At 74.2% G+C, this 20,658-nt stretch carries 25 protein-coding genes; 14 read left to right on the forward strand and 11 right to left on the reverse strand.

The genetic code is table 11. From position 1 onward, the window contains the following. Positions 1-136: 136 nt before the first annotated feature. From AVW11_RS24135 to AVW11_RS24145, 3 genes are all read left to right on the forward strand, one after another. Positions 137-535 carry a hypothetical protein gene (locus AVW11_RS24135; protein ID WP_060177514.1) on the forward strand — a complete coding sequence of 133 codons (399 nt, stop codon included), beginning with the start codon at positions 137-139 and terminating at the stop codon, positions 533-535. A gap of 383 nt (positions 536-918) precedes the next feature. After that, positions 919-1,791, forward strand: coding sequence for an isocitrate lyase/PEP mutase family protein (locus tag AVW11_RS24140; protein WP_060177513.1), 873 nt, complete (start codon positions 919-921; stop codon positions 1,789-1,791). Beyond that, positions 1,788-2,045, forward strand: coding sequence for a hypothetical protein (locus AVW11_RS24145; RefSeq protein ID WP_076045864.1), 258 nt, complete (start codon positions 1,788-1,790; stop codon positions 2,043-2,045). Before AVW11_RS24140 ends, AVW11_RS24145 begins: the two co-directional genes overlap by 4 nt. Positions 2,046-2,124: 79 nt before the next feature. Here the strand turns inward: AVW11_RS24145 and AVW11_RS37180 are convergent, their stop codons facing one another. Further along, on the reverse strand, positions 2,125-2,340 hold the full coding sequence (locus AVW11_RS37180) for a hypothetical protein (protein ID WP_076045866.1): 216 nt from the start codon (positions 2,338-2,340) through the stop codon (positions 2,125-2,127). 183 nt (positions 2,341-2,523) lie between these two features. Between AVW11_RS37180 and dacB the strand changes: the two genes are divergently transcribed. Continuing rightward, entirely contained in the window at positions 2,524-4,149 is a 1,626-nt protein-coding gene (gene dacB, locus AVW11_RS24155) for a D-alanyl-D-alanine carboxypeptidase/D-alanyl-D-alanine endopeptidase (RefSeq protein ID WP_076045868.1), read from the forward strand. Between the two features lie 358 nt (positions 4,150-4,507). On the opposite strand, the gene AVW11_RS37495 is transcribed toward dacB, so the two are convergent. From AVW11_RS37495 to AVW11_RS24180, 5 genes are all read right to left on the reverse strand, one after another. Further along, positions 4,508-4,810, reverse strand: coding sequence for a hypothetical protein (locus AVW11_RS37495; RefSeq protein ID WP_158076163.1), 303 nt, complete (start codon positions 4,808-4,810; stop codon positions 4,508-4,510). A 37-nt stretch (positions 4,811-4,847) separates the two neighbouring features. Beyond that, a complete protein-coding gene (locus AVW11_RS37190; protein WP_030843566.1) occupies positions 4,848-5,147 on the reverse strand; it encodes a hypothetical protein in 300 nt (99 codons plus the stop codon). Continuing rightward, positions 5,144-5,857, reverse strand: coding sequence for an Asp23/Gls24 family envelope stress response protein (locus tag AVW11_RS24170; protein WP_076045872.1), 714 nt, complete (start codon positions 5,855-5,857; stop codon positions 5,144-5,146). The genes AVW11_RS37190 and AVW11_RS24170 overlap by 4 nt, the downstream gene beginning before the upstream one ends. After that, positions 5,848-6,435: an RNA polymerase sigma factor gene (locus AVW11_RS24175; protein ID WP_051699801.1), complete on the reverse strand. Its 588-nt coding sequence runs from the start codon at positions 6,433-6,435 to the stop codon at positions 5,848-5,850. Before AVW11_RS24175 ends, AVW11_RS24170 begins: the two co-directional genes overlap by 10 nt. Before the next feature lie 107 nt (positions 6,436-6,542). Next, a complete protein-coding gene (locus tag AVW11_RS24180) occupies positions 6,543-7,412 on the reverse strand; it encodes a class I SAM-dependent methyltransferase (RefSeq protein WP_076045874.1) in 870 nt (289 codons plus the stop codon). Positions 7,413-7,550: 138 nt separating this feature from the next. Here AVW11_RS24180 and AVW11_RS24185 point away from each other — a divergent pair, with 138 nt between their 5' ends. From AVW11_RS24185 to AVW11_RS24220, 8 genes are all read left to right on the forward strand, one after another. After that, the gene (locus tag AVW11_RS24185) at positions 7,551-8,069 is read left to right on the forward strand and encodes a hypothetical protein (RefSeq protein WP_076045876.1); all 519 of its coding nucleotides are present in this window, start codon (positions 7,551-7,553) and stop codon (positions 8,067-8,069) included. A gap of 54 nt (positions 8,070-8,123) precedes the next feature. Then, a complete protein-coding gene (locus AVW11_RS24190) occupies positions 8,124-8,858 on the forward strand; it encodes an ArsR/SmtB family transcription factor (RefSeq protein WP_076045878.1) in 735 nt (244 codons plus the stop codon). Between the two features lie 110 nt (positions 8,859-8,968). Further along, entirely contained in the window at positions 8,969-9,937 is a 969-nt protein-coding gene (locus AVW11_RS24195) for a DMT family transporter (protein WP_060177506.1), read from the forward strand. 108 nt (positions 9,938-10,045) lie between these two features. Beyond that, positions 10,046-10,552: a hypothetical protein gene (locus tag AVW11_RS24200; RefSeq protein ID WP_107423328.1), complete on the forward strand. Its 507-nt coding sequence runs from the start codon at positions 10,046-10,048 to the stop codon at positions 10,550-10,552. A 469-nt stretch (positions 10,553-11,021) separates the two neighbouring features. Further along, the gene (locus AVW11_RS24205; RefSeq protein WP_143568885.1) at positions 11,022-12,113 is read left to right on the forward strand and encodes a PI-PLC domain-containing protein; all 1,092 of its coding nucleotides are present in this window, start codon (positions 11,022-11,024) and stop codon (positions 12,111-12,113) included. 117 nt (positions 12,114-12,230) lie between these two features. After that, the gene (locus AVW11_RS24210; protein ID WP_076045884.1) at positions 12,231-13,460 is read left to right on the forward strand and encodes a cytochrome P450; all 1,230 of its coding nucleotides are present in this window, start codon (positions 12,231-12,233) and stop codon (positions 13,458-13,460) included. A 294-nt stretch (positions 13,461-13,754) separates the two neighbouring features. After that, complete coding sequence (locus AVW11_RS24215; protein WP_030843592.1) at positions 13,755-14,006, forward strand: EF-hand domain-containing protein; 252 nt, start codon at positions 13,755-13,757, stop codon at positions 14,004-14,006. A 155-nt stretch (positions 14,007-14,161) separates the two neighbouring features. Further along, positions 14,162-15,004, forward strand: coding sequence for a class II glutamine amidotransferase (locus AVW11_RS24220; protein WP_060177602.1), 843 nt, complete (start codon positions 14,162-14,164; stop codon positions 15,002-15,004). On the opposite strand, the gene AVW11_RS24225 is transcribed toward AVW11_RS24220, so the two are convergent. After that, the gene (locus AVW11_RS24225; RefSeq protein WP_076045886.1) at positions 14,985-16,067 is read right to left on the reverse strand and encodes a mechanosensitive ion channel family protein; all 1,083 of its coding nucleotides are present in this window, start codon (positions 16,065-16,067) and stop codon (positions 14,985-14,987) included. The two genes, AVW11_RS24220 and AVW11_RS24225, sit on opposite strands and share 20 nt — an antisense overlap. An 87-nt stretch (positions 16,068-16,154) precedes the next feature. After that, positions 16,155-17,084, reverse strand: a complete 930-nt coding sequence (locus AVW11_RS24230) for a SigB/SigF/SigG family RNA polymerase sigma factor (RefSeq protein WP_060177501.1) — start codon at positions 17,082-17,084, stop codon at positions 16,155-16,157. Between the two features lie 184 nt (positions 17,085-17,268). Here AVW11_RS24230 and AVW11_RS24235 point away from each other — a divergent pair, with 184 nt between their 5' ends. Continuing rightward, positions 17,269-17,649: a helix-turn-helix transcriptional regulator gene (locus AVW11_RS24235; protein WP_030843601.1), complete on the forward strand. Its 381-nt coding sequence runs from the start codon at positions 17,269-17,271 to the stop codon at positions 17,647-17,649. A gap of 16 nt (positions 17,650-17,665) precedes the next feature. Here AVW11_RS24235 and AVW11_RS24240 read toward each other — a convergent pair whose 3' ends face one another. After that, positions 17,666-18,106: an SsgA family sporulation/cell division regulator gene (locus AVW11_RS24240; protein WP_076045888.1), complete on the reverse strand. Its 441-nt coding sequence runs from the start codon at positions 18,104-18,106 to the stop codon at positions 17,666-17,668. Positions 18,107-18,374: 268 nt separating this feature from the next. On the opposite strand from AVW11_RS24240, the gene AVW11_RS24245 reads away from it, so the two are divergent. Next, positions 18,375-18,728 (forward strand): SH3 domain-containing protein, encoded by a 354-nt coding sequence (locus AVW11_RS24245; RefSeq protein WP_060177499.1) that lies wholly within the window; start codon positions 18,375-18,377, stop codon positions 18,726-18,728. Positions 18,729-18,744: 16 nt separating this feature from the next. On the opposite strand, the gene AVW11_RS24250 is transcribed toward AVW11_RS24245, so the two are convergent. Together AVW11_RS24250 and AVW11_RS24255 are read right to left on the reverse strand one after the other, a co-directional pair. Beyond that, entirely contained in the window at positions 18,745-20,322 is a 1,578-nt protein-coding gene (locus tag AVW11_RS24250; RefSeq protein WP_076045890.1) for an amidohydrolase, read from the reverse strand. 54 nt (positions 20,323-20,376) lie between these two features. Then, positions 20,377-20,589, reverse strand: coding sequence for an MbtH family protein (locus AVW11_RS24255; RefSeq protein WP_060177497.1), 213 nt, complete (start codon positions 20,587-20,589; stop codon positions 20,377-20,379). Positions 20,590-20,658 lie beyond the last annotated feature (69 nt).

The following is a 20,658-nucleotide window of genomic DNA, read 5'->3' on the forward strand; positions in this document are numbered from 1 at the left end:
ACGCCCCTCCGCCTTGCGATGCACCGCATCTGACGCCGTGCGCTCATCCACCGGGGATTACGGGACAGCCCTTAGACGGCGCCACCGACACGGCGGGCGCCCCGCCCCCAGTCCCGACCGGAGAAGTGAACGACCTATGACGCTCCAGGAAGGCCAGCGGGTCACGCTGGCGGCAGACCTCAGGCTCGCCGGGACGGTCGTCCCGGCCGAGGGCTCCCCGGCCGGCGAGGACGCGGTCGCCGCCTCGCTCTCCCTCGCGTCGGGTGTCGCGGGCACCGTCGAGCGGGTGGACGCGCCCCGGGAGCGGGAGCAGAGCCACGAGGTGCGCGAGTACGAACGGCTCAAGGCGCTCCTGGACGACTTCGGCCACCAGATGCCCCCTGCCAGCAGGCGGCAGCTGGAGGAGCAGGTGGCCTCCCTCGAGCCCGCGTGGGCAGCCCACCGGGAGCACGGGCCGCGGGTGACGGTCCGTGTCCGCCTCGACAACGGCTTCGTCCTCGACGAGGCGCACGCGGATCTCTTCGCACCCGCCTGACCTGCCCGTACGGGCCCGGGCGGCTGGGCGCGCAGCCCGCTCCGGCACGTGCGCCCGGCCCCCCGCCCGCGCCCCCCGGCCCGAGACCGGACGGGGGGACCTGCTCCGGGCGGGTACGACGCCGTGCGCCGGCCCCGAATGCCGCCGCCCTCCGGGGCCTGAGGCCGGGCCGGCACGCCGCGGCCGGGCGGTGTTCCCGCCGCCGTCTGCGCACCTCGAGTGACGTTTCTGTGGTGAACCGGCTACGCCGTAGGGGTGAGTAAAGGCTTCATCCGTGAAAGTTCTGCTCTTCCCCAAGGAAGGATCTTCTTTGGGTAAAGAGCCCTGGTGGCGCGGGTTCTCTGCCGTCCCTGTGCCGATGCGCCCCTCGGAGGAACCGAACGATGACTTACGGGAACAAGCTGCGGGAACAGATCGCGAAGCCGGGCACCACGCCGCTCATCGGGGTGTACGACATGTACTCGGCCTCGGTGGCGGCCGCGCACTACGACGGGATGTTCGTGTCCGGGTTCGGGTTCGCCGCCTCCTACTACGGGCTGCCCGACATCGGATTCATCGCCTGGCCCGACATGGTGGCCTTCGTCCAGCGACTGCGCGGCGCCTTCCCCCGTCACCACCTGCTCGTCGACATCGACGACGGCTACGTCGATCCCGAAGTGGCCTGTCACGTCGTGGAGGGCCTGGAGCGGATGGGCGCCTCCGGCGTCATCCTGGAGGACCAGAAGCGCCCCCGGCGCTGCGGTCACGCCGACGGCAAGCAGGTGCTCCCCCTCGGCGAGTACCTGGAGAAGCTGGAGATGGTGCTGGCGACCCGCAAGGACCTCGTCGTCGTCGCGCGGACCGACGCGACGGAGGAGGCCGACATCATCCACCGGGCGCAGGCCCTGGCGGCGACCGACGCGGACGTCGTACTCGTCGACGGGGTCCGCAGCGTGGAGTGGATCCAGCGGATCCGGGAGGCCGTCGGCAGCAAGCCGCTGCTGTTCAACCAGATCGCCGGCGGGAAGTCGCCGCGGCTCTCGCTCACCGAACTGACCGACCTCGGCGTCGACCTGGCCATCTACAGCACCCCGTGCCTGTTCGCCGCGCACAAGGCCATGGACACCGCCCTGGCCGAGCTGCGGCTCTCCGACGGGCGGCTGCCCGCGGCGGACGGGGGCGAGGAGATCGGGGTCGGCGAGTCCACGAGGCTGTTGACCAAGAACATCTCGCGGCACCGCCCCGTACCCGTGGCACGTGAGAGCGTGAAGGTGTGACCGGCGCCCGTGTCCGGGCCGCCGCGGCGCTCGCGGTGGCCCTCATCGGCGGCGGTGCGGCACCGGCCGCCGCGAGCGGCAGCCTGATCACCGTCATCGACAACTCGCACTCCGACTCCGTGGTCGAGATCGACCGCGCGGCCAACCTCCAGAGCGGGAGCGGGACGGCGGGCAGCGACCACGACGGCAGCGCCGTCGACATGCTCGCCACCCTCGTCGAGGCGGTCCGCCCCGCCCCCGACGGCAACGGCTGAGACCCCGCCCTCCGGGGCGACGACAACGGCCGGCCCGCCGAAGCGGGTCGGCCGTTCGGCCGTTCTCGGGGGGCGGCTGTCAGTCCTCCCCCAACAGGTCCAGGTCCTCGACCACGTCGGTGACGTCGTCGGTCAGGTCGTCGGTGAGCTCGTCGGCCGGGTCGTCGGCCGGCGCGGACACCGCGCCGGCGGCCGATCCGGAGGCGGGCCCCGCGGCGTGGGCGGCGGTGGCGGCCGAGAGGGCGCAGCCCGCGAGGGCCAGGGCAAGGGCGGCGGTTCGTACGTTCAGACGCATGCCCTGAGAACGATCTTGCCCGGTGGAGGTCACACCGTGTGACCGGTTCGGGCGCGGCCCCACGGTGACACCGCGGCCCCGGACATGCGCGGGAACGAGCACGGGGGGACGTGCAGGCGAGAACCGGTCGTGCCACGCTGGTCACAGGCCTCGGGGAGACAGCCGCGACGAACGGAGCGCGCTGTGAACGGTCCGCACCTCTCCGCACCGCTGCGCCGCGGCCTCGCCGCCGCCTGCGCCGCGCTCCTGTTCCTCGCCCCGTCCACCGGTACCGCGGCCGGGGCGGCCCCGTCCCCGACGCCCTCCCCTTCCCCGACCCCCGCCGGCGGGCTCGACCCGCGCATCACGGAGATCATGCGCAAGCCGGAGTACCGCAACGCCCAGTGGGGCCTGCTGCAGACCGGGCCGGACGGCGGCCGTGTGGTCCACAGCATGTTCCCCGACCAGTTCTTCATCCCCGGCTCTACCGCCAAGCTGGTCAGCGTCTCCGGCCCGTGGCACACACTCGGCTCCGAACACCGCTTCGTGACCCCCCTCTACGCGGTCGGCGAGCGCAACGGCGCCACCCTGACCGGCGACCTCGACCTCGTCGCCCAGGGCGACCTCACCATGGGCGGCAGGACGCGCCCCGACGGCACGGTCGCGTACACGGACCTCGACCACACCTACGCCAACGACTTCACGGGGGCGACCCTGACGCCGGAGAACCCGCTCGCCGGCATCGACGAACTCGCCCGCCAGGTGCGCGCCGCGGGCATCACCCGCGTGGAGGGGGACGTCATCGTCGACAGCAGGCTCTTCGCACCCGACCCCGTCCTCGACCCGACCCCCACTCCGATGATCGTCAACGACAACCTGATCGACCTCCTGACCACCCCCGGGGACCGGGCCGGCGCGGCCGCCCGCCTGGACTGGCGGCCGAAGGTCGCCCCGTACCAGGTCAGTTCGGCGGTGAAGACGGTCGCGGCCGGCGAGCCGACCGGCATCACGGTGACGGCCACCGACGGCGGCACCCGCATCCGGCTGTCGGGCACGATCGCGGCGGACGCCGAGCCACTGCTGCGCACCTCCCCCATCGGCGACCCCGCAGCCTTCGGCCGTGCCGCGCTGATCCAGGCACTGGAACGGACCGGGGTCCAGGTCACGGCGGACCCGGCCGGCCCCAACCCGGTCGCCCGGCTGCCCCGCGACTACGAAGGCCGGCCGCGGGTGGCCGCGTACACCTCCCCGCCCTACGCCCAGTACGCCAAGCTGATCCTGAAGGTCAGCCACAACCTGGGCGCCAACCTGGGCATCTGCCTGATGGCCGTCGCGACCGGGAGCCGCCAGTGCGAGGCCGGCTTCCCGGTGCTCGCCGACTTCCTGGACGAGGCGGGCGTCGACCGCGGGCAGCTCCAGCTGACGGACGGCCGGGGCGGGAACCCGGCCGACCGTGCCACGCCCGAGGCGCTGGTGCAGATGCTGACGTACTGGCAGCGCACCCCTGACGCACGGCTGTTCCGCGAGGCCCTGCCCATCCTCGGCGTCGACGGGCTGCTGGCCGAGAACTGCCGCGACTGCCCGGCGCGCGGGAAGGTGTTCGGCAAGACCGGGGCGGCGGTCGGCGAGGACGCCCTCAACGACCGGCTGGCCGTCGGGGCCATCACCATCGCCGGGTACCTGGACCGCGGCGGCGGCCGCTTCGACCCCTTCTACGCCGGGGTCAACGGCGCCTCCACCCCGGGCCCGAACACCCAGGACGTGGTGGCCATAGCGAACGACCTCGCCATGATCGCCGCCTACCTCCAGGAGGAGCCGCCCACCCCCTGACCCCCGCCGCTCCCCGGCCGCGAGGGACCGCGAGGAAACCGGCCGGCACGGTACGGGTGCCGGGAGCGGCCGTTCGGATGAACGGGCGGAACAGCGCGTCACGGACAGGATGAGCGGATTGTCAGACCGATATGACAGTCGATCAGTTTCTACCTCGTCAGATCGCCCGCCCGGCGGACAGGACCTCTGCGCGGCGCGCACCGGGGCCGGGGCTGCCGGAGCCCGGTGAGCGGCGCCGGCTCCGTGAGCAGTGGGGCCTGACGACCCGGCAGGTCGCGGTGGCGTTCGGGGTGACCCCGGCGACCGTGCGGTCCTGGGAATGCGGGCGCACGGCTCCGCGGGGTGTCCGGCGTGAGGCCTACCGTAGGTTCCTGGCGGGTCTCGCCCAGCACACCGCCGCGACCGGCACCACCCCGCAGGAGCCGCAGGCCGCCGGCGGCAGACCCGCCGCGCCCGCCGCGGCGGAGGCGGCACCGCGCCCGGCGGCGCCGAGGACGGTGCCGCGGAAGACGGTGCCGCGGAAGACGGTGCCGCCCGCCCCGCCGCCGGTGCGCGTCGTGGGGCCGGTGGACCCGGTCCCGCCGGGGCGGGCCCGCCGGCTGCGGGTGCTGGGGGCGGCCGCCTGCGCGTGGTCGCTCGCCGCCCTGTGGGTGGTCCTCACCTGTCCGCCGCCGCTGTAGCGGGTGCCCGGCGGCCGGTCACACGATGCCGGTGACGGTGACCGTCACCGCCGCCGGTGGCGCGGCCGCCGCCTCGGCCGCTGCCGTCCGTACCGCACGGGCCACATCCGCGGTCCGGTGCTGCGCCCGGGCGACGATCTCGATGTGCACGGCTCGGACGGCGCCGGCGGCGTCGTGGGCGACGCGCACCGCGCCAGGCCTGCGCCCGGCCGCCTGCAGCAGGCCGCGCAGGCCCGGGCGCAGGCAGGCCACGCCCGGCACGGCCAGCACGGCGTCGGTCACCGCCCCGCAGACGGCGTCGGCCGGTGACGTCGTCATGGTGTGGCCCCCTGCGGCCGGTGCGCAGGGTCGTGGAGATCGGTGACGGTGACGTCGAGCGCGGAGACGGTCAGACCGAGCCGGTCGCGGGCGGCGCTGACGGCGCCCCGGCGTACGGCTTCGGACGTGGCCCGGAGGTCGTGTCCGTATTCGACCGTGACCTCGAGGCGCACCGTGACCGGTCCGCGGACGCCGCCGCCGGGCGGGGCGATGCGGCAGCTGCCGGCTCGGACGCCGGGGACCTCCTCGGCGGCCGCGCGCACGGTGCGGGCGGCGACGGACTCGTACATCCAGATGTCCTCGTCCGCCTCGCCGAGCGGCAGGGTCCGGCCGGGGCGCAGTTCCAGGCGCACCACGTCCATGACTCTGCGGACGAGGGCCGACGCGTCCGGGGGGCCGCCGGCGTCGGCCGTCGTCGGGGCGAGTGCGGCGGTGCGGAGCCGTTCCAGGTCGGCCACGGCCTCGCGGCAGTGGGCGCAGCCGAGGGTGTGCGCGTCCGCCTGGGCCCGCCCGGTGTGCCCGGGCCGCCCGGCGTACTCGGTCTGCTCCCACACGGCGGCCAGGTCGCGGCCGCAGGCGAGGAGTTCGGCGTGTTCCTCGCCGGGGTGGTCACCGGGGCGTTCACCGGCGCGTGCACCGGGGTTCTCGTCGGGGTGTTCGTCGGGGTGTTCGTCGGGCGGCCCGACGGGTTCGGGGTGGTTCATCGCCATGCGGCCATCGCCTCCGTCAGCACGCGCCGGGCCCGGAAGACGCGAGCGCGGACCGCCTCCGGGCTGATGCGGACCGTCCGGGCGATCGATTCGTAGGGCCTGCCCTCGATCTCGCGCAGGACCCAGCACACCCTCTGCTCCGCGGACAGGCAGCGCATCGCACGGTCGAGGTCATGTGCGGCCGCATGCGATTCGGCGGCCCGGACGGGTGACGACTGGTGCTCCGGAGCGGCCGGCTCCGGGACCGCGTCGAGGTCGGCGGCCGGTCTGCGGGCACGCAGCAGGTTCAGGCAGCGGTTGGTGACGATGCGGTGGAGCCATGTGCCGAATTCCGCCTCGCCCCGGAATTCGGGTAGCTTCCGCCAGGCGCTGACGAAGGCGTCCTGTACGGCGTCCTCGGCTTCCGTGCGGGTTCCCATGAGGCGCTCGGCGAGTTGGAGCATGGCCGCTCCATGGAGGTGGACGAGCACCTCGAACGCCTCCTCGTCGCCTTCCGCCGCCCGCACGGCCAGCAGCCGGTCCCCTGCGCCGGACGCACCGTCGGCGCCCGCACCGCCGGGGTCCCCTTGAGCACTCACACCCGGGCTCCTTCCGACCTCCACTGCTTTGACACCTCCGTCGCGGGTTTCGTTACGGCCGGAAGATCCGCACATGCGTCCGCATGGTGAACGTCGCGGGTCGGCGATCACCCTGGCGGGGCAGGGCACGGCCCCTGCGCCGCCTCCGGGCGGGCGGCGGTGACCAGGTAGTAGTCCAGGATCTGCTGCTCCCAGGCCGTCATGAAGTTGCGGGGCCAGGTGCCGGGGGCCCAGAGGCGGGCGAGCCAGCGGTCCCAGCCGGGCCAGACCTGCGGGCCGATGGAGTCGGCCCTGACGTCGGCGAAGCCGGCTCCGGTGAGGGCCTGCGCGAGGCGGGAGACGGGCCGGGCGATGTCGAGTCCGCTGGCGAACGTCTCGAGCAGGCCGGCGAGCCGCTCCTGGGGCGCCGGCACGCCGTCGACGCTGAAGAAGCCGGCGACCGCCACCCGTCCGCCGGGGCGCAGGACCCGGGCCGCCTCGCGGGCGAAGGCCGACAGGTCCGGGAAGTGCTGGACCGCCTCGACGCTGTACAGGCAGTCGAACTCGGCGTCGGCGAGCGGCAGGCTCTCCGCGGCCCCGAGGACGAAGCGCAGCCGCTGCGGGCGCGCGGCGAGGAGCGGGGAGTTCGCCTCGCGGGCCCGCCGGAGCTGCTGGGGGTGGATGTCGACGCCGGTGACCGCGGCGGGTCCGTACTCGTCGAGGGCGAGGGCGCAGCCGAGGCCGAGGCCGCAGCCGATCTCCACGGCGCGGCCGCCGCGGGGGGCGACGGCGTCGAGCACGTGCCGGTAGAGGTCCTGCTCGCTGCGGATCCGGTCGTCCTGGGACAGGGGCCGGTCGAGGTCGACACCGTGCCAGTACCCGAAGTTGATGAACCCTCCGGCGAACACCGGCACGGCGCTGAGGTCGGCCGGTCCGTACGTCTCCCAGACCTCGGGCCGTACGACCGGAGCGGGCTGCTCCACTGGGTCTTCCGACACCGCGTCACCGCCTCCTCGTGACGGGGGCTTTGCGCCCCGGAGCCACCAGTGTGGCCCGGGGAGAGCCGCCACGACAGAGGGCACGCCCGGGGTCCGGCGGTCACCCGCGCCCGGCCGCAGCGCTCCTAGGCTGGCAGCATGGATCATGCCGATGCCGCCGCCTCACCCGCCGAGGAGGCGGCCGCTGCCACCGCCCGATTGAAGGAGCGGCGGTACGCGACCATCACCATGATCTCCGTCGTGATCGGTCTGGCCGTGTCGGAGCACGCCGGCGCCGCCGGGGCGGCGGCGACGGTGCTGACCGCCGCCGTCGGTCTGTGGCTGGCGGCCCTCGTCGCCGATCAGCAGGCCCACCGCGTGGTCCACTCCCGGCTCGCCACCGGAGGCGAGTTGCGGCACATGCTGTGGGTCAGCAGTCCCCTGCTGCTGTCCGCCGTCGGGCCGTTGATCCTGATCGCCGCCTCCGCCCTCGGGGTGATGGCCCTGCAGACCGCCCTGTACGCCTCGGCGGGCGTGAGTGTCGCCGGCCTCTTCGGCTGGGGCTGGTACGGCGGCGTCCGCATGGGCAGCGGGGCGGTGGTCGCCGTGCTGGCCGGCGCGCTCGACGCGGCGATCGGCCTGGCCGTCGCCCTGGTGAAGGCCGCGGCCGGCCACTGAACCCAGGCGGCGCATTGTTCGTCGTATGCCGAAATCATGGGGCATCCTGGATGCATGAACGAGTTGCCTCCGGGGGCTGCGGCGGACGCCCCGGCCCCCGCGGCCCGCCTGGCGGCCTTCGCCGCCGCGCTGGCCGACGAGACGCGGGCCGCGATCTGCATGACGCTGCTGGAGGGGCGCGCCTGGACCGCCGGCGAGCTGGCCCGGGTCGCGGGGGTGGCTCCGTCCACCGTCTCCGGCCACCTCACCCGGCTGCTCGATGCCGGGATCTGCGTGACCGAGCGGCAGGGCCGGCACAGCTACGTGCGCGTGGCGGACGCCGCGACGGCCCGTCTGCTCGACGGACTCGCCACCTACGCAGTCCCGGACCGGGACGCCGCCCACGCCGTGCCGGTGGTCGGCGCACCGGATCCCCTCGCCCGGGCCCGGACCTGCTACGACCACTTCGCCGGACGGCTGGGCATGGCGGTGACCGACGCGATGGAGGAGCGCGGCCTGCTGCGCACGGAGGGCGTGTTCGAGCTGACGGAGGCCGGCCGGCAGTGGTGCGCGGAGGCGGGCATCGCCCTGGCCGGCGAGGGGCGCAGACGGCCGGCGAGTTCCTGCCTGGACTGGACGGAGCGGCGCCGCCACCTGGGCGGCCTGGCGGGGGCGCGGCTGTGCGCGCGGGCGCTGGAGGAGGGGTGGGTGGTGCGTCCGGCGGGCGGCGGGCGTGCCCTGGAGGTGACCGCGGCGGGCGAGCGGGCCTTCGGTGATCTGTTGGGGATCACCCGGCAGGCCTGGGCGTAGGCCCTGTCCCCGAGCGGCGTGATCTCGACGGGCACTGCGGTGGCCATGCCGGTCGACACTCCCCCGATATTTCGGTCGACGCCGAAATGTTGCGGTCGTAGAGTGGCGGCATGACGTTCCGCTCGAGTCCGGTACCTCCCGGCGTCCTCACGGCCGGCGCCGTCACCTTCACGGTGTTCGCCTGGGCCTCCGCCTTCGTCTCCATCCGCAGCGCCGGTGCCGCGTACTCCCCGGGCGCTCTGGCCCTCGGCAGACTGCTGGCCGCCTCGCTGGTGCTCGGCGTCCTGCTCCTGATCCGCCGCCAGGGCCTGCCGCCCCGCGAGGCCCTGCGCGGGATCCTGGTCTCCGGCGTGGTGTGGTTCTGCGGCTACACCATTGCGCTGAACTGGGGTGAACGACTGGTCGACGCGGGCACGGCCTCCCTGCTCGTGAACACCGGCCCCATCCTGATGGCGCTGCTCGCGGCCCGCCTGCTCGGCGAGGCGCTGCCGCCGCGACTGCTGGCGGGCATGGCGGTCTCCTTCGTCGGAGCGGTGGTCGTGGGCCTGTCCATGTCGTCCGGGCAGGGCGGTTCCACCTCGCTCCTCGGCGTCGTCCTCTGCCTGCTCGCGGCGGTGGCCTACGCGACCGGTGTCATCGCCCAGAAGCCCGCCCTCTCCTACGGCACGCCCCTCCAGATCACCGCCTACAGCTGCATGACGGGCGCCGCGGTCTGCCTGCCCTTCACGGGGCAGTTGCTCGACGAACTCCCCCGGGCGCCGGCCTCCGCGACCCTGAACATGGTCTACCTGGGCGTGGTCCCCACCGCCCTCGCCTTCACCACGTGGACCTACGCCCTGGCCCGTATGCCCGCCGGCCGGCTGGGCGCGACGACGTACGCCGTCCCGGCCATCGTCGTCCTGCTCAGCTGGGCGCTGCTGGCCGAGGTGCCGGCCTGGCTGACGCTCCTCGGCGGGGCACTGTGCCTGGCCGGTGTGGCGGTCTCCCGGTACGCACCGCGCACCGCGGGCACTCCCCGCACCCCTGCCGCCCCCGTCGACGGCGCTCCGCTCGCTCCCACGAAAGGCGACCGCCCCTGAGGCCCGCCGCGCGGAGCCGGGACCGCCGCTCACCCGGATGCGCCGTCCAGTGGGCATCCGGGCCGCCGAGCCGTTGACTGGGAGGCCCGAACATCCCTAGGAGGCGTGGTGGCGGCGGTCGCGTGGACGCGTGGCGCGGCAGGTGTGGTGCTGGCGGCGGCGGTGCTCGGCGCCGCGGGCTGTTCGGGCGGGGACGGCGACCCGTCCGGCGCGGTCTCCAGTGCCGCGTCCGCGGTGAGGTCCGCCGGCGAGGCCGTCTCGTCGGCCGCCTCCGAGGCGGCGAAGGCCGCCGAGTCCGCGGCCGCCGTCGCCAAGGACAAGCTCGCCGAGGTCAAGGACGGGGTCGACGCGAAGGATCAGGTGTCCCTGGGTACCGTGGCCACCGACCCGGACGGGTACACGGCGGTGCCCGTGACCGTGCGGAACACCGACGACGCCACGAAGTCCTTCGCGGTGCAGGTCGAGTTCAAGGACACGAGCGGCAACCTCGTCGACACCGTGGTGGTGACGGTCTCCGACGTCGCCGGGAAGGGCACCGGACAGGGCACGGCCCGCAGTACGCACAAGCTGTCCGGCACCGTGACGGCACAGACCGGCACGGCCCTGCGCTACTGACCCCCGGCAGGTCGACGACCGCCGCAGCGGTGACCGGAGCCCGGCGTCCGCCCCTCGGTGCGGGCGGCCGTGCGCGGTCCCGGGTGGCGGCCGTCGAATGGCCGGATCCGCTCTGGCCCGCGGGCCACCGGGGGCCGCAGCAGTTCGCGTACACATGCGGGCGTGCGGGCGGGCGGCCGCGGTGCGCGTCGCCCGGCAGGCACACCGGCCCCCTCCGGGTGGGACGCCGAGGCCGCGGCCGGCCCCGAGGAGCCGCTGGTCCTGCCCTGCGGTTTCGGCCCGGGGCGCACCCTGCGGGAGTGCACGCCGCCGACCTGACGGCCGGACGGCGCGGCGGGCCACGCGTCCCGGACGGCCCGCCCGCCCGGTGCGGCCGTCCGGGGGCGCGGCTGTGCGCCGCCGCCGTCGTTTACCGGCCGTACGCGTCCGCAGGGGGGCGGCGCGACGGGCCCCGCGCTACCCTCCCGCCATGATTGACATGGACATGCAGCGCACGGGTTTCCGCGGCCGCCTGGCCGGCCTCTTCCGCAGAGGCCGCGCCCGGCGCACCCTGGTGGGCCTCCTGCTCCTGGCACTGCTGGGGACGGCGACCACCGCGACCGCCTCCACGGCCCCGGCCCCGGCCGCCCCGGCCCGGGCGGCGGCCGCGGCCGGCGCGCCGACCGGCCTCGCGGCCGCCCGCTGGGGCGACCGGCGCCTCGACGAGGTCTCCTTCCTGACCACCCACAACGCCTTCACCAACTACGAGGACTCCCGCTGGAGTTCGGTGAACCAGTCCGAGTCGGTGCGCGCCCAGCTCGAAGGCGGCGTGCGCGGCCTGAGCCTGGACACACACTGGTACGAGCGCAGCACCTGGCTGTGCGTCATCAGCTTCGGGAGCGACTGCTACCCCAGCGACGTGTACCTGTGCCACGGCGACTGCAAGACCTTCGCCGGTGCCACCTACGCCCTGCCGCGCCAGTCCTTCCACGGCACGATGCAGACCGTGGTGGACTTCCTCGCCACCCACCCCGAGGAGGTCGTGACCGTCTTCCTGGAGGACTACGTGAGCGCCGAGCAGCTGCGGCAGTCCCTCGGCCGGGTCCGGGGGCTGTCCGACATGGTGTTCCGGCCCGACGAGTGGGGCGTACGGCAGAACGGGTGGCCGAAGGTCGCCGACCTCGTCACCTCCGGCAAGCGGCTGCTGATCTTCTCCGACCGGTCCGACCGCGAGAACCTGGGCGTCATGTACGACCGGTCGTGGACCGTGAGCAACTTCTGGAGTCTCGGGGACCTGGGCAACGACCTGACCTGCGTCAGCCGGTGGTCCGACCTGCCCCTGGACCGGCAGGAGCCCGGCTTCCGGCGCCTGTTCACGATGAGCCACCACCGCAACGTCCCCACCGTGCTGACGGCGGCCCTGGACAACGGCGCGAAGCTGCGCGACCGCATCGCCGAGCGGTGCCGGCCGGCGGCCGGGGGCCGCGACCCGAACTTCGTCTCGGTCGACTTCCACCGCCTCTCGGACGGCAGCGGCCACACCCCCGCCTCGATCGTCGCCGAGCTCAACGCCAGGCCGTAGCGGGGGCCTTGCGCCCTACCGGGCACGGTCGGGTTCGGGCAGGATGGCCCGGCGCGGCGGAGGCCGCCCACTGCGGCGCCCGCCCCGACCCGACCCGACCGTGATCCGGAGGTCCTCTTGGGGTGGCACGACGACCAGGCGCGGCGTGACGAGCTCTACCGCGACCCGTACCCGCTGTACGACCGTGCCCGCCGGGCCGAGGGGCTGACGTACGTGCCCGAGTTCGACGCGTGGCTGGTCGCCCGCGACCGCGAGGTACGCCAGGTGCTCCTGCGGGCGGAGGACTTCTCCTCCGCGAACTCCCTGCTGCCGGACGTCCCGCTCTCGGAGGCGGCGCTCGGCGTCCTGCCGCGCGGCTTCGGGCCCCGGCCCACGGTCGTGTCCTCGGACGGCGCCGCCCACCGCCGGCACCGGGCCCCGCTGAACCGGGGTCTGTCGGCCGCGCGGGTGGCGGCGCTGCTCCCGTACGTGCGCGCGTGCGCCGTCGAGCTGGTGGACGGCTTCGCGGCGGACGGGTTCGCGGAGCTGGTGGAGGCGTACGCGCAGCGGCTGCCGGGGATGGTGGTCGGGCGGCTGATCGGGCTGGACCCCGCCGATGTGCCCGCGGCCGTGCACGGCGGACACCGGGCCGAGGAGCTGCTCTTCCGGCCGCTGCCGCCGGAGGGACAGGCGGCCGCCGCCGAGGACGTGGTCGCCCTCCAGCACCTGCTGGACGGGTACGTGCGCGACCGGCGCGCCGATCCCCGGGACGACCTGTGCTCGATCATGGTGGCCGCCCTCGCCCCCGGTACGGGCGAGCTCACCCTGGAGCAGCGCCACGAGCTGGTGGCGAGCCTGCAGAACCTGCTGATCGCCGGATTCCTCACCACCGGCGCCCTCATCGGCACCACCCTGCTGCACCTGCTCGACGACGACCGGCGGCAGTGGCGGATGCTCTGCGCCGACCCCTCGCTGATCCCGGCGGCGGTGGAGGAGGCCGCCCGCCACGACACCGCCATCCAGGCGTTCCGGCGGACCACCACCCGCCCGGTGTCCCTGGGCGGCACGCAACTGCCGGCCGGGGCCGCCGTCCTGGTGGCGTACGGGGCGGCCAACCGCGACGCGGAACGCTACGAGCGGCCCGGCGAGTTCGACATCACGCGCCCGGTGAACCGGCAGCACCTCGCCTTCGGGCACGGTCCGCACGGCTGTCCCGGATCCCGGCTCGCGCGCGAACAACTGCGCCTGACGCTCGAACTGCTCACGAGCCGCCTGCCGGGGCTGCGGCCGGCTCCCGGCCGGCCGCGGCCGCGGATGCGGCCCACCTTGATCCACCGCTCGCCGGAGACGCTGCACGTCACCTGGTGAGGAGGAGGGGGCCGGCCGTGTCCGGCCCGGCGCGGCCCGCACGCCGGCGTCCCACGGCATCCCCGCGTCAGGGCCTCACGGGCGGCACGGAGGCCTGGGCGGCCGACCCGCGCGCGGGAGTACCCCGGCGGCGCACTGGCGCGGTCCGCCCCGGTCCGCCCCGTCCGCCCCCGTCCGCCCCGGAGCCGGTTCCAGGTCCGGCCCCGGGCGCGGCAACCTGCCGGGGGCCCGCCGCGTCCTTGATGACAGGACCCGCCGGCCCGGACGGCGCGTGCACCGCGGAGAGGACATGTGATGAGTGAGAAGGCCCGTCGGTTGTTCGACGCCCTCGACCTCGACCAGGACGGCACCCTGACACGGGCCGAGGTCATCGGCGCCCTGCGCTCCAAGGGGCCGACCCTCGCCGCGCAGGGGGCGATCCCCTTCTGGGGTGTGGGGGACACCGAGGAGTCCTCGGCGCTCTTCGACGCCGCCGACCAGAACGGCGACCGGGTACTGACCTTCGAGGAGTTCGCGGCCGTGGTCGACCGCCGCTTCGGCTGGTAGCCGCCGCGCCGTCCGGCGGGCGGCCGTCCCACGTGCGGCGCCCGTCGGGCGGCGGGAGAATGACAGGGGCGACGGGGCGCCCACGCGGGCGGGTACGGCCCCGGCCGGCCCGCGGCACGGCCGACCGGACGGGGCGGACGAGTCAGGTGATGCACATGTGCCGGTGGCTGGCGTATTCGGGAACCCCCGTGCTGCTCGACACCATCCTGTACAAACCCGCCCACTCGCTGATCGACCAGAGCCTGCACTCGAAGCTGGGTGTGGAGACGACCAACGGCGACGGTTTCGGCATCGGCTGGTATCCGGACGGCGGCAGCGGCGACGGAACGCCCGCCCTCATGAGGGACGTCGGCCCCGCCTGGAACAACCGCAACCTGCGGGAGCTCGCCGACCACGTCACCTCCCCCGTGTTCTTCGCCCACATCCGGGCGTCGACGGGGACGGCGGTGCAGCAGACGAACTGCCACCCGTTCCGGCACGGCAGGTGGATGTGGATGCACAACGGGGCCATCGCCGGCTTCCACGCCATGCGGCGCGACCTCGCCCTGCTCGTCGACCCCGTGCTGTTCGGGGAGATCGAGGGGACGACGGACTCCGAGGTGATGTTCTACTTGGCGCTCACCTACGGCTTGGAGGAGGACCCCCCGGGCGCGGTCGCCAGGATGGTGGGCGTGGTGGAGCGGGTCGGCCGCGAGCACGGCGTGGAGTACCCGATGCAGATGACGGTGGCCGTCACCGACGGCACCGCCGTATGGGCCTTCCGCTACTCCAGCCAGGGCGCGTCGCGCTCGCTGTTCTACAGCAGCCGGGTGGACACGCTGCGCAGGCTGCACCCCGACATCCGGTTCCTCCAGGAGGCGTCCGACGAGACCCGCCTGGTGGTGTCCGAGCCGCTCGGCGATCTGCCCGGCGCGTGGAACGAGGTGCCGGAGAGCAGCTACGGCGTGGTGAAGCCGGGTGCGGACGGGCTGTACCCGTTCACCCCGCTGGCGGCCTGAGGTCCGCGCGGGCCTCCGTGCGGGGCGACGGGACGGCCGTGGAGGTGGCGACGCGGGGCAGGGCGTAGGGGTGCTTCTCGGCCAGCCAGGCGACGAGTTGTTCGCGCACCTCGCAGCGGGCGGTCCACAGCCCGTCCGGGTCCTTGGCGGTGACGATCGCCCGCACCACGATGGTGGTGGGGGTGGTGTCGGTGACGGACAGGTCCCAGCCCCGGCCGTCCCACGCCTCGCAGCCGTCCAGGATCTCCCTCAGCTTCTCGCGCATGAGGGCCACCGGCGCGGTGTGGTCGCAGTGGAGGAAGACCGTGCCGGTCATCTGGATGCCGCCGCGGGACCAGTTCTCGAAGGGCCGCGAGGTGAAGTACGAGACGGGCATGGTGATCCGGCGCTCGTCCCAGGTGCGCACGGCGATCAGGGTGAGCGTCACCTCCTCGACCACGCCCCACTCCCCCTCGACGACGACGGTGTCGCCGAGGCGCACCATGTCGCCGAACGCGATCTGGAATCCGGCGAAGACGTTGCCGAGGGTGGACTGGGCGGCCACGCCCGCAACGATGCCGATGATGCCGGCCGAAGCGAGGACGGACGTGCCGACGGCCCGGAAGGCGGGGAAGGTGAGCAGCATCGCGGCCGCCGCGACCACGGCGACGACGGCGGTGACGATCCTCCTGATGAGCGTCACCTGGGTGCGGACGCGGCGCACGCGTGAGGGGTCGCGGGTACCCAACGCGTAGCGGGCGTAGGAGGATTCGACCACCGCGGAGGCGACGCCGACGACGCACCACGCGCCCGCCCCGATCAGGACCAGCGTCAGGGTCCGGCCCACGGCGGCCTCGTGGTCGCGCAGCGGCTGCCATGCGATCTGGCGGTACGCCGCACGCAGCACGGCGGTGAAGAGCAGCACCCGCACCGACGGTCCGCAGCGGCGCAGCATGTTCCACAGTGGTGTCTCGGGGTGGCGGGCATCCGCCCGCCGCAGCAGCAGGTCGGTGAGGCGGCCCACGACGAGCGTGAGCACGACGGAGCCGCCCAGGACGGCCAGCAGTCGGACGAAACTGTTCATGACTCCCCGGTGTCCGGTCTCGGGAACGGGTCGGGGAGGCCGGGCGCGGAGGGGACGCCCGGCCCCCTGAGGTCCTCGGGACCGCGGTCAGTCGTGCAGCATCTCCTCGCGCAGGGTCTCCAGCGTGCGGTTGAGCAGGCGGGAGACGTGCATCTGGGAGAGGCCGACCGCCTCGCCGATCTCCGCCTGGGTCATCTCCTGGCCGAAGCGGAGCTCCAGGATGCGGGTGCTGCGCTCGTCCAGGCCGGCGAGCAGGGGGGCGAGGGCGTGCCGGTCCTCGACGGCCTCCAGGGCGGGGTCGACGCCGCCGACGGTGTCGGCCAGGGAGCGGGCGGGCCGGGCGCCCGCGGGGGTCCCCGTACCGTCGGATTCGCCCTGGTGGGGCGCGTCGAGGGACTGGGTGGAGTAGCCGTTGGCGGCGATCAGGCCCTCGCGGACCTCGTCCTCGGTGAGGCCGAGGTGGGCGGCGAGTTCCGCGGGGGTGGGCGCGTGGTCCGTCTCGGAGGTCAGCTCCTCCGTGGCCTTGGCCAGCAGCAGGCGCTGCTCCTGGAGTCGGCGGGGGACCCGCACGGCCCAGGTGGTGTCGCGGAAATGGCGCTTGATCTCACCTGTGATGTAGGGCACGGCGAGCGTGGTGAACTGGGTGTTGCGCTCGGGGTCGTACCGGTCGATGGCCTTGATCAGGCCGATGATGCCGACCTGGACGATGTCCTCGTTCTCGGGGCCGCCGGGGCGGTCGCGGAACGGCCGTGCGGCGAAGTTCACCAGGGAGATGTTCATCTCGATCAGCGTCCCGCGGACGTACTGGTACTCGCGGGTGCCCTCTTCGAGGCTCCGCAGCCGCTCGAAGAACACCCGGGTCAGCTCGCGGGCGTCGCAGGTCGACAGCTCCCGGGGGCAGGGCACCTCGGGCAGCCCGCTCAGCGCGGGTGCGGCCACGGCGCCGCCGTCCGGGGCGGCGGCCGTAGGGGGGGACGTCGTCGAGGTCGTGGCCTCGGTCGTGGCCGTGATGGTCATCGTCTTCGCTCCTTGGGCACAGGTGCTTGCGGCGCGTTGCGCGATTGCTCGCTCGTTGCTCGGTCGGTGCGGAAGTCCCCTTCCGCTTCCCTGCACCCTGCCGGGAGCCCGGACACACGTCAAGTTATACCGGAAAAGCTTTTCTGGATTTGCCTTTCGCGATTCGCCACTCAAGAATGTCGGAGTGGAGAACGAGCACACGGGTTCCCGCCGGAACCACTGGACCTTCCTGACGAACCACGCCCGGGTCCTGATCGCCATCGCGCGCGACCCGGGAGTCAGGCTGCGCGACATCGCGGCGGGCTGCGACCTCACCGAGCGCACCGTGCAGGCGATCGTCACGGACCTGGAGACCGACGGGTATCTCACACGGACCCGGGACGGCCGGCGCAACCGCTACGCCATCGCCCCCGGCGCGCGCTTCCGCCACCCGGCGGAGGCCGGCCTTGAGATCGCCGGCCTCCTGGCCTATCTCGCGGGGCCGCTGAGCACGCCGGCGGCGGCGCCCGCCCGCGATGCCGCGGACGGCGTACCCGACGGCGACGGGGCCCTGCCCCTGCTGTGACCCGCGGTGGGGGCCGTCACGCCCCCCAGCGGTCCGCGAGCAGACCCTCGAAGAACGCCCAGTCCAGGCGCTCCGCTTCGGTGCCGGCCGGTACCGCCGCCCAGGTCTTCTCCAGCCATGAGGCGAGTCCCGCCCGGTCCAGCACGAAGAGCGCGTACGGCGGCGCCGCCCCCAGCCGGAGCAGGACCTCAGCCGTGCGGCCGGGTCCGGCGGTCGGCCGGATCCGCACCTCTCCGGTACCCGCCAGGGTGCGCAGCCCCCTGGCCAGGAGGTCGCGGCCGATCACCCAGGTCACGTCGTCGGCCCCCACCTGGTGGAAGGTGAGCCCGACTGCCAGCGGGGAACGGGCGGACCAGTGGAACGTGGCCCGGAGCGGGAACCGCAGCCGGGTGCGGACCTGGTGGATCCCGGTCGTCCAGGTCAGTTCCTGCTCGGGGAAGCGGGGCCGGTGGTCCATGGCGACTCGTCTCTGGAGGAGGGCTGGGGGCGGCCGGGGCCGGGGACGGCACCGTCCGGCCGGAGCGGCACCGGCAACACCGGGTGCCATGGCGCGTCTGCTCGTTCGTCCGGCTCCGAAACAGCCGTGCGGGCCATTGGGGGGAACGGCGGACGTGTCGGGCGGGAAGCTCCCGCCTCCGGGCGGATAGTCGTACCGGGTGCTCTCGGCCGGCCGCGGTCCGTCGTGGCACGCCCGTCCGACGATGTCGTGGAGAGCGGGGCCGGAGATGAAGAAGTCCGTAGTGACGTGCGCGCTGGTGGCGGGGCTGGCACTCGGCCCGATGGGCGGCGCGGGATGGGCCGCCCAGCAGCCGGGGGCCCCCGCGCCGGCCCCGGCCGCGCCCCGGGCGGCGTACCCGGTCGGCGAGGTGGTCTCGGACGCGCCGCTCCACGTGCGCCAGAAGCCGACGGTGTACTCCGGCGTCGTCAAGACGCTCCGCCCGGGGCAGCGGGTGCTCCTCACCTGCCAGACCCGCGGCGGGTGGGTGGACGGAAACCCCCTGTGGTACCGCCTCCAGGGCTCCAAGGGCTGGGTCTCGGCCCGCTTCGTCCACGACCACCGGCCGGTCCGCCCCTGCTGACGGTCCCGTTGCCGGCTCACCCGGCCGGCTTGCCGGCCTCCCGGCCGTCGACGTACGTCGCCACCACCTCGATGCCGCCGATCGCCGAGACGTCGACGCGCCGGGGGTCGTCGCCCAGTACGACCAGGTCGGCGCGCTTGCCCGGGGTGAGGCTGCCCGCACTGTGCTCCCAGCGGCAGGCGTACGCGCCCGCGACCGTATAGGCGTACAGGGCCTCGTCGACGCCGATGGCCTCGTCCGGACCGATCGCCCGGCCCGACGCGGAGGCGCGCTCCACCATGAACTGCACGGCCCGCAGCGGGGAGCCGTCCGTCACCGGGCGGTCGGAGCTGCCGACCAGGGTGATGCCGTGGTCGAGGAACCCCCGTCCGCGGTAGAGCCACGGCGCCCGCTCCTCGCCCATGATCGCCGCGTAGTCGTCGCCGAAGGAGCGCAGGAAGTTGGGCTGGACGACCGCGCTGATCCCCAGTCGGGCGAGGCGCGGGAGCTGGTCGGGGCGGATCAGGCCGGCATGCTCGATACGGTGCCGCGCGTCGGGCCTGGGCCTGCGCCGCTGGGCCTCCTCCAGGGCGTCCAGTGCCACGTCGGCCGCGCGGTCGCCGATGGCGTGCACGGCGAGCTGCCATCCGGCGAGGTGGCCGTCGACGATGGACCGTGCGAGGACCTCGGGGTCGTCCTGCAACTGGCCGGCGTGGTCCATGCCCTCGTACGGGGCGCTCAGGGCGGCGGTACGGGCCATCATGCCGCCGTCGGTGAATATCTTGAGGGCGCCCACGGACAGCCAGTCGTCGCCGAAGCCGGTGCGCAGGCCGAGGTCGAGGGCCTTGGGGATGCCGTCGGCCTCGTGCGCGCCGACCGGCCGCAGCCGGTCGGCGGAGACCATCAGTTGGACCCGCAGCGGCAGCAGGCCCTTCTCCCGGGCGAGTTGGTAGGCCCCCAGTTCGACCGGGGAGTGTCCGAAGAGGGCTCCCCCGATGCCCGCTTCGGCGCAGGCCGTGATGCCTTCGGCCACGCAGGTGCGGGCCGCCCGCCCGATGGACTCGGCCAACTCCTGCTGGGAGTAGGGCAGGCGCAGCGCGCGGGCGGCGCCCATGGCGCCCTCGGTGAGGAAGCCGTTCTCGTGCGGGACGTCCGCGGCGAGCAGGTCCAGGACGGCGGTGTTGACGACGCAGCCGTGGCCGGAGTCGTGCAGCACGTACAGCTTGTGCCCCCGGCTGACCTGGTCGAGCTCGGCGGCGGTCAGGTGACGGCCCAGCGCCCGCTGGTCGTAGCCGACGATGCTCACCCAGGATCCGGGCGAGTCCCGGGCCGCGACCGCCTCGGCCACGACCGCGAGGGCGTCCTCGACCCGCGTGCAGCCCGCCATGTCGGCGGTGTTCTGCTTGAACCCGGTCCAGGGCAGGTGCACATGGGAGTCGATGAACCCGGGGAGCACCGTGGCACCCTGGAGGTCGATCACCTCGCGTGCGGGCAGGGAGGCCGCGGCCTCGTCCAGGCCGACGATCCGGCCCCGCCAGATGCCGAGCTCGTGGGCGACGGGATGGTCCGGGTCCATGGTGAGGAAGCGGGCGTTGGTCAGCCTGGTGCAGAGCATCGTGCGAGTCCCCGGGGGTGGTGGCCGGCGGCGCGGCGGACGGGCGGTGAAGGCTCAGGCGTCCATCGAGCGGGCGAGGGAACGGGGGCGCAGATCGGTCCAGTTGGCCTCGACGAAGTCCAGGCACGCCTCTCGGGTGTTCTCGCCGAGGGCGATCGTCCACCCGCCGGGCACGTCGACGAAGGACGGCCAGAGCGAATGCTGGCCCTCGTCGTTCACCAGGACGAGGAATCGGCCCTCTGCGTCGTCGAAGGGGTTGGTGCTCATGGTCGTTGCCTCCCCGGAACGTCATGGTTAGGTTAGGCTCGCCTCATTGCGACGAGCTTAGACTCTCCC

The sequence above is a fragment of the Streptomyces amritsarensis genome, from assembly GCF_001953875.1.
Taxonomy (GTDB): Bacteria; Actinomycetota; Actinomycetes; order Streptomycetales; family Streptomycetaceae; genus Streptomyces; species Streptomyces amritsarensis.